General features: G+C 44.8%; 9 protein-coding genes. 6 read left to right on the forward strand and 3 right to left on the reverse strand.

The genetic code is table 11. The annotated features are described in order from the left end of the window. The first annotated feature begins 115 nt into the window (after positions 1-115). Positions 116-1,411 (forward strand): serine hydrolase domain-containing protein, encoded by a 1,296-nt coding sequence (locus D1Z90_RS12435; RefSeq protein ID WP_119911094.1) that lies wholly within the window; start codon positions 116-118, stop codon positions 1,409-1,411. Between the two features lie 263 nt (positions 1,412-1,674). Here the strand turns inward: D1Z90_RS12435 and D1Z90_RS12440 are convergent, their stop codons facing one another. After that, on the reverse strand, positions 1,675-2,391 hold the full coding sequence (locus D1Z90_RS12440) for a hypothetical protein (protein WP_119911095.1): 717 nt from the start codon (positions 2,389-2,391) through the stop codon (positions 1,675-1,677). A gap of 245 nt (positions 2,392-2,636) precedes the next feature. Here D1Z90_RS12440 and D1Z90_RS12445 point away from each other — a divergent pair, with 245 nt between their 5' ends. Continuing rightward, complete coding sequence (locus D1Z90_RS12445; RefSeq protein WP_158587127.1) at positions 2,637-7,844, forward strand: LamG-like jellyroll fold domain-containing protein; 5,208 nt, start codon at positions 2,637-2,639, stop codon at positions 7,842-7,844. Positions 7,845-8,233: 389 nt separating this feature from the next. Here D1Z90_RS12445 and D1Z90_RS12450 read toward each other — a convergent pair whose 3' ends face one another. Together D1Z90_RS12450 and D1Z90_RS12455 are read right to left on the reverse strand one after the other, a co-directional pair. Further along, a complete protein-coding gene (locus tag D1Z90_RS12450) occupies positions 8,234-8,695 on the reverse strand; it encodes a DUF1499 domain-containing protein (RefSeq protein ID WP_198419160.1) in 462 nt (153 codons plus the stop codon). A gap of 230 nt (positions 8,696-8,925) precedes the next feature. Continuing rightward, positions 8,926-9,330 carry a hypothetical protein gene (locus D1Z90_RS12455; RefSeq protein ID WP_119911097.1) on the reverse strand — a complete coding sequence of 135 codons (405 nt, stop codon included), beginning with the start codon at positions 9,328-9,330 and terminating at the stop codon, positions 8,926-8,928. 349 nt (positions 9,331-9,679) lie between these two features. On the opposite strand from D1Z90_RS12455, the gene D1Z90_RS12460 reads away from it, so the two are divergent. The 4 genes from D1Z90_RS12460 to D1Z90_RS12475 all read left to right on the forward strand — a co-directional run bounded on the left by D1Z90_RS12460 (position 9,680) and on the right by D1Z90_RS12475 (position 14,819). Beyond that, on the forward strand, positions 9,680-10,600 hold the full coding sequence (locus D1Z90_RS12460; RefSeq protein WP_119911098.1) for a LysR family transcriptional regulator: 921 nt from the start codon (positions 9,680-9,682) through the stop codon (positions 10,598-10,600). Between the two features lie 302 nt (positions 10,601-10,902). Next, entirely contained in the window at positions 10,903-11,937 is a 1,035-nt protein-coding gene (locus tag D1Z90_RS12465; RefSeq protein ID WP_119911099.1) for a DUF1214 domain-containing protein, read from the forward strand. A gap of 12 nt (positions 11,938-11,949) precedes the next feature. Next, the gene (locus D1Z90_RS12470) at positions 11,950-13,395 is read left to right on the forward strand and encodes a DUF1214 domain-containing protein (protein WP_198419162.1); all 1,446 of its coding nucleotides are present in this window, start codon (positions 11,950-11,952) and stop codon (positions 13,393-13,395) included. Next, positions 13,395-14,819 (forward strand): DUF1254 domain-containing protein, encoded by a 1,425-nt coding sequence (locus D1Z90_RS12475; RefSeq protein WP_119911100.1) that lies wholly within the window; start codon positions 13,395-13,397, stop codon positions 14,817-14,819. The genes D1Z90_RS12470 and D1Z90_RS12475 overlap by 1 nt, the downstream gene beginning before the upstream one ends. Positions 14,820-14,868: the final 49 nt, after the last annotated feature.

A 14,868-nucleotide genomic window follows, 5' to 3' on the forward strand; every position in this document is an offset into this window, starting at 1 on the left:
AAATCCCTTTTTTGTCATCCTTCACTGTAAGTTTTATTGCTGGCGTGATGGTCCTTAGCAACTAAGTTGCAAGCTATCGCGATTGGATTATTGAAGTAAACTCAAGGGTATTTTCATGAAAAAGACACTATTAGCGTTTAGCTTATGCATGGGGCTCGCTGTCAGCGCAGAGGCGGCGGAATTTCAAGGCCGAGATGAGGTTTTTGTTGAGGCTGCGCAACAACACGCCATTTCTATTTATGATTGGGACTCTGCTGAGAACTCGGCCTCCACGTTTCCCCATGCTTATAAATTCACTCACAGTTACCGAATCAGTCGCGGTTTACTTGGCAGTGACCAAGACGTGATTGTGCCTGAGCAGTTTAAGCGAGGTCAGTTAGATCTCGCCTCGATCAGCACTTCAGACATTGAAGGTGATATTCCCCTCTATGTGTTTTTGCGTGATCGCCTTAAAAATCATGCCATGGTGGTACTAAAAGGCGATACTTTGCTGCATGAGCACTATTGGAACAATATGAACCCGCAGTCGCTGCACTTAGACATGTCGGTCACTAAGTCGTTTACTTCTCTGGTGGCACAGATCGCGGTGGCTCAAGGCAAGCTGGATATGCGTAAGCGGGTGATAGATTATTTGCCTGAATTAAAAGGCAGCGCATGGCACACGGCTACGGTACAACAGGTTTCTGACATGCGAACCTCTTTGATTATAGATACGCCGCCTCATGCATCGTGGGATGACCGAATGACCACCTCACAATCTTATAACACAGATACGGGTGTGGCTGATTATCCCAAAGGGATCAGTGATTACTTGCCTCTGGTAAAAAATGTTAATCACCCCATGGGGCATAAATACGATTACCAATGTGCCAATACTGAAGTTCTTGGCAAAGTAGTGGAATCAGCCACGGGGGAAAAGTTAGCCGATTTGTATGAACAACAACTTTGGCAAAAAGTCGGCTTGGAAAATGATGCCTACCTGATGGCTGATCATGCTGGTGGTGCCATGGCAAGTGGGGGCTTAAACGCATCGACCCGTGATTTAGCAAGAATAGGAAAAATGCTGTTAAACGATGGTAAAAACTATTTGGGTGAGCAAGTGGTACCCAAAGCGTTTATCGATCAAATGCTGGCAGGTAATGATCAGGTGCGCGCGGCTTGGAAATTAAGCAAAGAAGCTGCGTTGGCTGATGGTTGGTATATTGATCAGTTTCGAGTACTGAATGTTGCCGACCATCAAATTTTAGCTATGGTGGGGATCCACGGTCAAGTGGTTGCCATGGATAAGGCTTCTGGCGTAGTGATTGCGATGAATGGTGGCTACCCACAAACAGAAACACCGCGAATGGCATTGGGGATATTTCATAAAGTCATTCCCGCCATTTTAAATGCGGTTAACCAGCAATCTTGATGATAGTTGCATGGAGCGCGGATACGCTTCGGGCTCCATTACCTTAAATGCGGTCAGTATTATCTTCCAAGGAGCACAGTGGGTAAAGGGGGCGGTTCCAGAGCCCCTTTGCGCAATTACGGCGATTATTTAAGGATAAAATTGCTTCTTTAATTCGGCTTGAAATATTCAGGCATATTAGATAAATGATGAGGTTATTTCTAATATTTCACCATTAAAACTGGGTAAATATATTTCAAATATTTACCTTAAAAGAAAGCCAACTACTCAGTGAATACGCTAGCTAAAAATACACAGTAACTCTCTGATAAAGCAGAGCCTGTCATGTTATAGGCACTAATCTTATAACAGTATTCTGTTTCTGTTGGCAACTCTCTATCAGTAAATTTTGTAGCATTAGCTGGTAACTTTATTATTTCGGAAAACTCACCTTTATTGCTATTACGGCTAATAATAAACCCCATTTCGTTATCCGACTTATCTTGCCATGTTAACGTAATATCTCTATTTTCTGTGCGGGTAAACTCTTTTAAACCTGAAGCTCCCTCACTCGGTAATGAGGTTGGAATGACAATGACGTTATCGCTTGGTGCAGCGGTAGGTGACGTTGTTGGTGCAGCGGTCGGTGCCGTTGAAGGAGGCTCAGTTACCGCTACTGTTGGGGGCAGCGTTGCGCCTTGCTCTGCTGGAATTGAGGTTGGCTCTGGGCTGAAGGTATCATTATTTTTGTCTGACTCAGGGACGGGAGTCGCTGGCGTGGGCTCGCTTGCTTCGGTATTGCTGGGCTTGGCAGTTGGTTGGCTGTTCGGTGAATCAGATGATTCACCGGGTTGGGCCTCTTGTTCGGGGACTAAGTCATTGGCGCTGGGAGCTATGTAATCTGAAGTGTTATTTTCTGATGATTCTTCGGTACAAGCGAGAAGAGTCAGGCCAGCCAACAGTAATATTGTTTTTTTGAGGTATGAGGAGCGCGAAAACATGTATTTCGTTCACTTTTTTAGGGTTAAAAGGCTAAGGTATAAAAACTCTTTAGTTGCCTCATCTCTCAAAAATAGAGCAGATAACTTAAGTTCATATTTATATTTGTTTAATATACAAATTATAAAATAAATATAAAACTCTATTTCGATCATTTTGTGACTAGTTTCCTAACTCAATAGGAAATATGTAGCAAGTGTCATGATTCTTTAGTTTTATGCCACCTAGATCGAGATGGAGCTGCTGCGTGCTTTTAAAACTTAAATCCTTAATATTGGCTTCTTGTTCAACCCTTTGTTTCAATGCCACTGCGCAAACGGATTATGTTAGCTTAGACATGGCTTTTTCTCAGGCTTCCGCTATGGAGTCTGAGGCTGGCGTAGAAATTAACGCAGGGAAGGCTTTGATAAGCGCAGTGAAATTAATTGAAGACTATGATTTCACAAAAGATCCTGATGTTATTTCCTATCTTCCTATGAACGCATACGATACCAATTCATACAATTATCAGCGTGCGCCAAAAGTCATCACCGAAACGTATAACTTAGTTAATGCTTTTGACAATGCAAAAGCCTCAAACCCAGAAGGGATTAATCTTGGAGCGGGTAAAAAAGGTAACGGGTTAACCTTTTCCGGTGGTTTTTTAAGACAGGGATTATACGGCCTTCAAGTGGGTGAAGCGCGAAAAACGGGTTTTAGTTATTCGGTATGGGTAAAGCCTGATGATTTGTCAGTCGAAGCTGGACTTATCAGTTCTGGAGCCTATTTCCGACACACCACAAGCTTACGAATATTAAGCTCAGGTGTCTTATCATTTTCATATGCTTCTGATGAAGGTGCATCTGTCACTGTTACAGGCACCACAGCGTTAAAGTCAGATCAATGGCAGCATGTTACCGCTGTTTATGATCCGGTCTCGAAAAGCTCAAAGATTTACCTTAATGGTGACTTAGAAGCCTCAGTGAGTGCCGATTCCCCCTTTGGCGTAAAGGGTATGGGCGTCTCATTACTTGTAGGTACAACGCCGAGCACCAATTCTGGCCACTATTATGGCGCAATGGATGAATTAGTAGTTTACAAGCGAGCGCTGAGTGCTGAAAAAGTGCAAGAGATTTTTCAGGGGGCGTTTTATCGTGGTGAAGTGGTTTACAAGGCAGTTCCACTTCCAAAATCTAATGCCGAGAATGGTGCATATAATACGCTAAAAGTGAATATCGACGAGACTCGTCCCGGCTCAACAAAGGTTTCAGTCTGGCAAAATGAACGCTGGCACTTGTTGACGAATAGCTATGACGCGATCTTCGATATGCCTGTGAAAATGCCGCTAACAGAGTTGAAGTATAAATTAGAACTGGTTGCAAACACGTCAATCAGCAGTGTTAATTTTGAACTCAGTAATCAAGACTATATTGGCACAAAAAATAAATTCTCATTTATTTTCATGGGCGATGATAATGGCCATAAAGGGCACTCTGCGATTGCAGATGCGAGAAAGAGCATTGATGATTTAAAAATGGTGTTTACGGTTCCCGATAATGGCTGGGGTTCCGGTTTAGCCGATAATTATCGAAGCTATACAAATGCTTGGATGAATCACCCAACGGCAGACTCTCGCTTTGTTCCAATTTTTAATGGCTTAGGAAATCATGATATAGAGGTCCCTACAGATGTTCACTACGCCTCTAAAGTACTGGGTGAGCAAGTGGCAAGTGCTTTACCGGGTATGCGAAATTATTTAGAAGGGCCCTACGATACTTATGCGAACGGGTACAAAGATACTAAGTTAACTTATTCCTTTGATTACCAAAATGCTTACTTTATGGTTCTTAACGGCTATTTTCGTGATAAAGATGTACCAACCGGCGATGGTAAATTTCACGACCGAACTGACCCTTATTCATATAGCCCTTTTTCTCATGTTTCAGAAGACATGTTAACTTGGCTTGAACAAAGCTTGAGCACAACACAAGCAGAACATAAGTTCATATTTTTTCATGAAGGCGCATTTCCACCTCCTGGTCAGCGTCATTTTGGAGACAGCTTAGATAATTCAAAAGCCCCCGGTAATAGCGGGCCTGATAATACTCGACCAATGCGTGATCGTTTTTGGACTCTTCTCGCTAAGTACCAAGTAACAGCCACCATGATGGGGCACAACCATACTTCAAGCCAAACGTGGGTAGCGGATCCTTCAGGCGTTTACGCTGCTGTTTACGAGTTAGAACCCGGATATATTTTATCAACCAAAAAATACGCCCATGTGGCGATAAACCAATCTCAAGTAACCGTTAAGTACATTGAAAGTGACCGCACTACGGGCGAGTTTGCGCCTTTTACTAAAGACCTTGTGATTGATCGATCCGTCAGTGGTAAGCATTCGCCTGTGATTAAGCAATACAAGGCAAAAGCTGAATCTGGATACATAGAAATAGATAAGCAGCAATATAAGTTGGAAGTCGGTGGCAGTATTCAGGCGACTTACAATGACCTGTATTTTGAGGTTAAAGATAATGATATCAATGATTTGATTGAATTCTCTGTTGATGGTTTACCCACATTTTTGCAAGTTAACGAGATAACCAATGCTGCTGGCGTTAACCAGTTTAGACGTATTTCATTGAGTACCAAACGCGCTGTCATTGAATCTGACCTCGGCAGTTATCCGATTACGGTCAAGGCCAGTGATGGCGTACATCAAGTCGCTAAAAGTGTCACATTGGATGTGATACCTGCAATGGCTCCGACTATTCTTGGCAGTAATATTATTAACGGCGCTGAATACGAAAAAGTGCGGGACGTATTTTTCTTTTGTAAAGATAATAGTGGCGTGAGCAATGGTCGGATTTATAATCAAATGGCTGTTACTTGGAATGGAAAATCTCTTAGGCAGGCCGGCATTTCGGGAGAACACAGTGGTTGGCGACCGCGTGGATATTTACCTTTTGGCAGTGAATTCATGTTTACAGGGATCCAGTTCAAAGAGGATAAAGTGCCTCCTGGTGAATATACTATTGCCGCGACCTGTGTTGATATTTATGGCGCAACTTCAGCGGCATTTAATCTAAATTTCACCGTGGTAGACAGTGGCTTGGATTTGGCGCAAGAAAAACCGTGGACAGATATTGTTTATCCTTTGCCTGGGACTGTGGAAAATATCGACCGAATTAATATTTGGCTTCGGGCTAACAATGCCAAAACGAACTCTGCTCGACGTGACCTCGTGTACCGAACATTAGACAACCTTACCCTTACAAATAGCGGTGGCGAACCGGTTGTATATCAGCAGTTGAATTCGATTGATAACCCCTATGATATCAGTATTGGTACCATTGAGATCTTGACTGATAACTTGGCCGATGATGTATACACTCTCAGTCTCGCGGCTTCCATGTCTGCGGAACTCACCGCAGAGCGTAAAAGCTATGAGTTCAAGGTGGTAAATGGCGCAGTTGTTGAGTCGAATGTACCGTCGGCGCCGACCTGGTTAGGTTTGGAAGTTGAACCGATTTACTTTGCAAACCTGGACGCGGTACAAGTAAAAACGGTTAATAAAAAGCGCATCTTGAGTTGGGCTCCGCATCCGCAAAACCAAGGGGTTAATGGTTATTACATCTATAAGAACAACACGTTATTGGCAATCCTAGGAAATGTGGATCAATATGAAGTCGATTTAACGCAAGTGACTGAGCAGGATGTGTTTCAAGTGATCCCTTACAATGCCAGCTCAGGTAAGACGGCTCGGCGTGAAACGGTTGTTACTCCTGAGCCAACTAAGCCTTCGGCTGCTCCTGTGCCACCAAGTCCCCCATTTGATGGACGAGAGCGTTATGTTGATGGCAGCTTAAGTGCTGACTGTTTTAACCAATATGACCTTAAAACCCGTCAATGTGCGAGTGGTCAAGAGACCGCTTTTAAAACCATTTTCTCTGCTTCTGAGTGGGCAGAGCCGGGAGATAAAATCAGCATTCGCCAAGGGCATTATTCTGAAACCATTATGCCGCAGCGCTCGGGAGCTCCCGGAAAAGAAATTACCTACAGTGCTTATGAGCAGGAATCGGTCGTGATTGGTGAATTGTCTGGCGCTATGATGAAGGTGCTACCTGCTGGTGAATATCATGATATGTCTTGGTTAAAGGTCGGAATTTACATTTGGGAGAAATCGTATATTCATATCTCAGGCATCACTTTCAAAGATATGGATGCTTGGGCTCGCCTTGTTCGTGCTAATCATATTACTCTGAAAAATAATCGCTTTTTGGATGCACGTGCACCCGGAAATCGCGCCAGCATAAAGCTGATTGATAGCCACTATAATGCCGTTGTAGACAATATTATTCATCGTGGTCACGACAATGTCTTTTTACTGGCTTCTGATCACAATGATATTTCTGGTAATGATATTCAAAGCGGTCGACACACGCTTTGGACGATCAAGAGCGGCAACCATAATTTCATTCGTAATAATTACTTTCATAATGAACTCGAAAAAATCGGTGAAGTAATGGACGCGAATGATCCTGTTTACGGTGAAGATGAGCCATTCTTTAACCTTACATCCACCAATGACGCTCACTTTAACGTGATTGAAAACAACGTTTTTGCTTATACGCCAGCTTCGTCGAATAACCCCTATCAAGGTATTCAATATGCCGGCCAAGACGGGGTTATTCGCAACAATGTATTTTATCAAAATGCAGGCACTGGCATAGAGCTTACGAGTTATCAGTATGAGGCCACTTTCACGAGTAGGAATCGTATCTATCATAATGTGTTTTACAAAAACCATTTTGGTGGAATGACTGTCTCTGGCAATCAAGCGCATCAATTTCAAGACAATATAATGAAGAACAATCTATTCGAGGATAATGACTTTCAGGATCATCGAAGAGAATTCTTATCTTGGATGGACTTTGATGGTAAGCCTGTACAGCTAATTGTTGCTCGGTCAACGGACGTGAGTTTTATGACCAATAATGTATATAGTAACGCTCCTACTAATGGTTACGACGTGGTGAGAATTTATCCTAATGATGAGACTCCAAGACCTGAGGTTTCCTATAGCATAGAGTCACCTGAAGTACCTTATCAGCAAGTGTTTACTGACAATTTAGGTGTGCCTTCATTGATGGTAGATCCAGCTAGCTATGACTTCAGGTTATCTCCTTCGAGTCCGCTTATTGATGCCGCTAGCTTTTTAACGACAGCAAGTTCGACAGGATCTGGGCATACTATTAATGTTCATGACACGCGATATTTTGTCGCGAATAGTCCCGTATATGCCGGAGACACGATTCAACTGGAGGGGACCTCGTCGCAAGCTCGAGTGCTTCACATAGAGCACGACTCAAACCAATTAACACTCGATCAACCCCTATCATGGACCTATGGCCAGGGTATTAGTTTGCCTTACCATGGCTCGAAACCCGATATTGGCGCATTTGAGTCTAACTATTAGGGCGTGTTGACCTTTTGAGTTGATTTCAGCGGTAGTTTGCTGGGTTTTTATACAAGGCCAGAGGTTTTCAGGTGTTGCTATTCCATCTAAAAGAGGGGCAATGCACTAGCTATAAGCAAGCAACGCTGCCGCAGGGACGGCTGACATCGTTTTACTTTTGTTGCGCAGTCATGTTTGCTTGAATAGCTAGGCTATATAGTGCTGGCCCGATGAAAACAACTTTATCCCGAACAAAGTTAAACCGCGAAAGGTCAACACGGCCTTGGTGTGAAGTAGATTTAATACTGAAAAACCTAATGAATGGAGAGAACCAATGCGAGCGTTTATATCACCTTGCCTTAGTGATTGCTTGATTGAGGTGTTTCGAGCGTGCTCACGATGCTGTTTTTTTAATCATGTGTTAGGTATTGTGCTTCTAACTGTTGGTAGCGTTGCTGGTTTAACCCCAAATCGCTTTTACCAGCCCGGCTTTGTGAGCGAAATTGTACCGTCTTGTCAGAAGCTTCCAGCCAGAATTCGACATCATCATGAAACTTCATTGTCGGAGTGGTAAATACCGCATACAAATAATTCGATTCTTGTTGGACAATGCGTGCATTGCCCAGTGATTGCACACTCGCTTGGATGGCTTTCATAGTGGTGGCTGAGTCGCTTTTCCATGGCCAAGGAGCAACGCGTTTGCTGGTGTCGGTAGCTTGGGTAGAGACGCCGTTTGGGCTGTTTTTCAATGGTTTAAACTGACCATCTAGCACCCCAAGTACTGGTACTTGGCTATTTTGCCAATAGATTAAGGCGAAAAAGGCAACAGTTATTACCAGTAGCAAGCTTGCGCTGTAAAGAAACATTTTCATTGAGCATCCTTTGCGTTCATTACTTATCTATTACGCCCTGTGTGAATCATGGGATCAAATTGTCTGGCGCTTATGCCTTATTATTGGCTGTGGTCTATGTGTTTGAGTTGAGTACATATATTAAGCTTACTTTAGTCTCGTTAAATAAGCGAAAAATCCCATAATGGCAACAAGTTATGCTTTGCCAGGAACAAGCATAACTCAGCCGCGTGACAGGCAAACCATAGTAGTTAACCGTCTGCTTTATCCAGGTCTTTAACGGTGAAAGCGTAACCATAAGCGCCGTTGTGGTAATAATAACTTGGCTTCACCAGCTCAACTGTTATGCCTAGGTTTTTAGCATATTCAAGTCCTGCTGCGCGCCCTTTATCTTCATTCATGGTGGTAGTGAACTCGGCAATGGGTGACCAAGACGTGTCCATGATCAATACCCGATTAGGTTTCTCCAGCGAGGCATGAAGGTGAAAGGTTTCGCCATTTTTGGTGGTGATGGTCTCGAACTCATTCATGTTGAATTTTGCTGCGGTGACCATAAATTGAATGGTGCGCTTGATAGGAATGATAGAGGCGGCTTGTGCCTGCATAGCGCAAAGGCTTGATAGAGTAATCATGGCGGCAATAAGGTACTTTTTCATCGGGCGCACTCCAAATAGGCGGTTTAAAGGATACTTGCTAGCCAAACGTGGTCAGCGAGGTATGACGCCATTTTGCATGGCTACCTATTTCAAGTGAATTTAAGCTTTTATAGTACTCCATAGAAATCTGTAGCTGGGGAGAGTTATCGCTACAGTATGATGACCTGGCCATCTTGAGGGATTACATGTGATTTGCCGCTCAGCTATATATGTTGATGGTTTAAAGGAGCATTACCGCAAGTATCCCGTTGTACTGCTTTGTGCTAGAGCTAACATTCTATAGCGTTACATCTATGGTAAACACTTGGTATTATCAAAAGCCTTATACCGGTGACAGCGAGCAGCTTTGATGCAACAATTTTTAAAAGAATACGATTTCAATTTGTTGAAAATACTATGCTCTCTGGTTCATACCGGCTCGACTCATAGTAGTGCTCGTCAACTTGGCATTAATCAATCGACCGTCAGCCGTAGCCTTAAGAGGTTGCGAGAAACCTATGGAAATAGCTTATTTCAGCGTACCCCCCATGGGCTTGAAGCTTCTCCGTTGGCCAAAGACATGGCCGCGGTCATTGACCAGATGCTCGACCAGCTAAAAAATGTTGAAAACCAATATCGACAATTTGATCCTTTAACGTATCGAGGCACGGTTAACATTGTGGTTAATCAAGTCATTCAAACGGTTTACGGCGCAAAGTTGGCGCTGCAATTAACCCGCGCACTGCCACAGGTTGATTTTGCTTTTGTTAGCTGGAATAGCGCGTCACAAGAGAAGCTTCTTAAAGGAGAGTATCACTATGGTATTCAGCTCAATTTAATGAAGTTACCCAAAAGCCTGCACACTACGACCATATGCGAAACTAAAACAGCCATTATTGCGCGACAAAATCATCCTGCTTTTAAGGGTAAAATAACGGTGGAAAAAATGAGTGCTTATCCGATGGTGCGGTTATACATGCCAGAGGTGAATACTCTTGAAAGCTCGCTCGTAGAGCGTGCTTTACACAACTTAGGCTATGACGAGCGAATATGTGTTAAAACCGATGATGCCCATGCTCTGGTTGATTTACTCAAATATGACGACGCCATATTTACCAATGGTTCCCCTTTTTTTGCTAACTTAGATCCTATGCTACAGTCTTTTCCGCCGCCAGAAGAGTTCCCAGAAGGCCCCCCTCTGAGTATTTTTAGCGTTTACCCAAACAGCCTACGCGAGCAAGCGCTTTACCAGTATTTAGATGAGAAAATGATTGAAATCATGCAAGAATAAACGCGTTTTCAGTCGCTTAACGCGAGCTCGGTATATGCCGAGCTAGCGTCACTCTTACTTCAAATAGCCAATGTTGCAGACAGATTCTGTATTTCTGCCCTTTGGTTAGTCGCTACTGCTACCTCCCACATTAACTTGCCCTGCATTTTTAACTGCCGCTTGGTTATGACGCGCTAATGTGTAATGCGAATATGCATTAAACGCAATGCATTGCTGTACATATTTGCATCAATTAAAGTGACTTTCAGAAAGTAATCGATATCAAAAACGACGCATTACTCAGTACTGAGAGGAAATAAAAAATGAATCAACCCCACGCGCTCGCAGCAGCGCTACTTGCCGCATGCACCATCACGACGCCCGCTGTGCTCGCCGATGAACCAACTGTCAATGTTACGCTCGACACTTATGTGCGCGCAGAAAGCGACCATATGATTCAGAGTGTTATCGCGTCATTTGGCGGCGATATCATGGAAATGACCCATACACGAACGCCCGTAACAGCGGATAACAACCCAGTCATTCGGATGAACCAAGACACCTTCTATTCTGGCACCGTACTGGATTTATCCCAGCCGGTTGAAGTGATCATGCCTGATATCGGTGACCGCTACATGTCGATGCATATTGTTAACCAAGACCACTACATGTTCGCAGAGCATGAGTCTGGGAGTTATATATTGACCGAAGAGCTTGTCGGTACCCGCTTTGCGTTAATTGCTTTTCGCACCTTTGTTGATGCCAATGATCCTGACGATATCGCGTTAGTGCATCGCATACAGGACTCAATTGTTGTCAAAGGCGGTGGCGAGGGGCCGTACGATGCGCCCAACTGGGACCTTGATGATATTAGAAAAGCGCGTCAGGCATTAAACAGCCTTTCAGAACTTGGTTGGAGCAGCCACTATGCCTTTGGTAGCAAAGAGGAAGTTCGAGCAATTGATCATTTGATTGGCACGGGCGCAGGTTGGGCAGGACTCCCGCGCACTGCTGCGTTGTATCAACTTGGCACAGTGGATGCCAACGATGGTGTCACTGCGCATACCTTTACCGTAAAAGACGTGCCGGTTGACGCATTCTGGTCGATCACTGTCTACAACCAAGAGGGTTTTTTAGAGGCCAATGAGCTAGGACGTAATAGTTACAACAACGTTACCGCAGCAGCCAACGAAGATGGCTCCATTACGCTGAATTTCGGAGGCTGTGATGACGGCAGGGTTAACTGTATCCCTATCACTGAAGGCTGGAACTACAATATTCGCGCCTATCAACCACAACAATCAATTCTCGACGGCAGTTGGACCTTCCCTGACATCAAGCCCGTTAGTGGCCAATAAAAGGAGTTCGACATGAAAAAATTTACCACCACTTTGACACTGGCGTCTGGCATCTTCTTCACTGGGTTGGCGCAAGCTGCAGAGCCTGTTGTGTTAACCAGCAAACAGATGGACAACTTGGTGATGCGTGCTTACCCGTACGTTGCCATGTTCAATGTTAATAATAAGTTTGCGCTGGATGAAAGCAATCCATTAGCTACTGGCGGGTATAACCAATACCATGCCAACACCACACTGGCCGATCACACTTTAAAAGCGATTGCGCGACCCAACAACGACACACTCTACGGGGTTGCTATGGTTGACGTGACTGAGCAGCCGGTGATAATGCAATTTCCAGCGTTTGACTCTAACTATGTATCACTGATGGTCACCGCCTATGATCACTACGTCAATATTCCGATGTCAGTATCACAAGGTGATTTCAGCGAGCCGGCTAATATCCTGTTCTACAGCGAACGTACACCAGGTTACGATGGCGCGCCAATCGAGGGGATCGATCAGGTTTTTGAGGTGTCGGGTGATTTTATTAGCGCTGCATTGCGTGTGATGCCGCATATGGTGGAGCCTGATCGCCTAGCAGCAAACCAAGCTGCAATCACCAGCGTTAGTCTTAAAACACTGCCTGAATTTCTCGATAAGCAAAGTGCTGTTACCGCATCGTCGCCCCTAGACGTCACCACTAACCCCCTGAGCTTAGAAGAAGATAAGGCGCGTTTCCCTAACTTCGGTTCTGATTTTGAGATCTTTGAACAGCGGTTTGTGGAAGTCATGCAGTTTGTCGTAAACCACACTACCTTTGATGCAAATGACGCCGCCGATCAGGCACTGCTCAAGGCGCTTGCCCCCTTAGGAGTCAAGCCGGGTAATATCTTTGATGCAAAAGATGCCGCAGCCATCGACGGGGTTGCCCTGCGTAAAGCGGCACAACGTTTTGCAACATCGAGCCTAGCAAAAATAGGCGATGCGCAATTCGTTGCCAACAACCTTGATGACATCTTTCTGCCAAAAGGAGAAATCAGTCCTGAATTGTTGGCACTACTATCCGTTGTCGGCCCCATTGGCGTACCGGCTCAAGAAGCCTTGTACCCGCAACTTATTACTGAAGATAAGCAAGTGATGAATGCCATGAACGACTACGAAATAGTGATGACGGCCGACGAGCTGCCGCCCGCTAAAGCATTTTGGTCGCTGACCTTGTATGACTTGGAAAACGGTTTTTTCATCCCTAACGAGCAAAAGAAATACAGCGTAGGTGAAAATGCTGGCTACAAACTCGATGAAAATGGTGGCATCCGCATTGTGGTTTCAGCAGAGCGCCCCGAGGATGTACCCGTTGAAAATTGGCTGCCTATTCAGCGCGGCGATATCGATATGAATACACAAATGCGCTTATACATCCCTGATCTCGATAAATACGAAAACTGGTCAACACCCACAGTAAGAAGGATTAAATAATGAAATCTAAAATATTTAAAATGGCCTTCATTCCATTATTAGCGCTATTTGTGGCAGGTTGCGGTCAACAACAAGATACTCAACAAGCTGACGCAAATGCCGTGACGCAAATGACTGCGGAGCAAGCCAAACAAATTGCCAAAGAAGCTTATACCTTTGGCTTCCCTTTTGTCGCCAACTACCGTGTCTTTATTGATCGCTTGTTAACAAAGGACCCATTGATGATGGGGGCTGATTTTAACGAGTTTGCACATATGAAGTCGCTTATTCCAGCAGACACACCAGATACGGCGCAGCAGGACACCGTATATTCCGTCGGTGTGATTGACCTGAGGCGTGAGCCTGTGGTGATTTCAGTACCACAAGTGCCAGATGGTCAGGCTTACATGCTGCAGATGGGAGATACCTCCACCGAGACCTTACCTTATATTAGTTCGGTCACGACAAACAACGAGGCAGGTAACTATGTGCTGGTGGGACCTGATTATCAGGGACTGATTGAGGCAGAACATTTTGATGGCGTGATCACCACACGCGGTCAGCTGATTATGATGCTCGGCAGGACAATTGTGTTCGACCCTGATGACCTTGCTCCTGTATTCGCCATTCAAGACGGCTTGGTGATGCAGCCTCTTAGCGAATTTCTCGGCAAAGAAGCGCCAGCTAAGCCTGAAGCAATTGATTTTATTCCATGGGACGAGAAGGCTGCGAGTGGTTTAGGTGTGTTCTCCTACATCAACATGAGCCTTGATTGGCACCCTGCTGCCACCTATGAGAATGACCTAATGGCAAGATTTTCAAAAATTGGAGTGGTGCCGGGTCAGCCGTTTTCTGCGGATGGTTTGTCTCCAGAGATTGTGACGGCGATGAAAGCGGGCATTGCAGAAGCTGATCAAGAGATGGAAAAAATTGCGCAAGACTTAACTGAAGATTTCAACGGCTGGAATTGGACGGGGGCGGAAGATCTAAGTCGCTTCGGCACTGACTATACACTGCGCGCTGCCATTGCATTACGCAACATCTATCCTAACGATCCAGCACATGCTGCTTATGGGCAAACCTTTAGGGATGCAAGTGGAGAGCAATTAGTGGGCACTACTGGCTATACCGTTACCTTTGCTAAAGGCGAGTTACCTCCAGTTAACTGGTTCTGGTCGCTGACCGTCTATGATGCAAACACCGGTGCGATGTATCCAAACCCGCTAGAGCGAGTCAATGTCAGTGATCGCACAAAAGGGTTGCACTATGCTGACGACGGTTCGTTAACGGTTTATGTGCAACATGATGAACCAAGCACTCTTGAACAAAGTGCAAACTGGTTACCAGCGCCAGCGGATAACATCTACTTGGTGCTGCGCCTTTATGCGCCTAATGATGCCGCCATCAATGGAGAATGGCAAATACCGCCAGTCTTGAAGCAGTAATATTTAGCCCCGGGTTTTATTGGGGCTTTCATTGCAGGGCTACTTGCTC

This window comes from Motilimonas pumila (genome assembly GCF_003596335.1).
In the GTDB taxonomy this organism is placed as follows: Bacteria; Pseudomonadota; Gammaproteobacteria; order Enterobacterales; family CBDFNC01; genus Motilimonas; species Motilimonas pumila.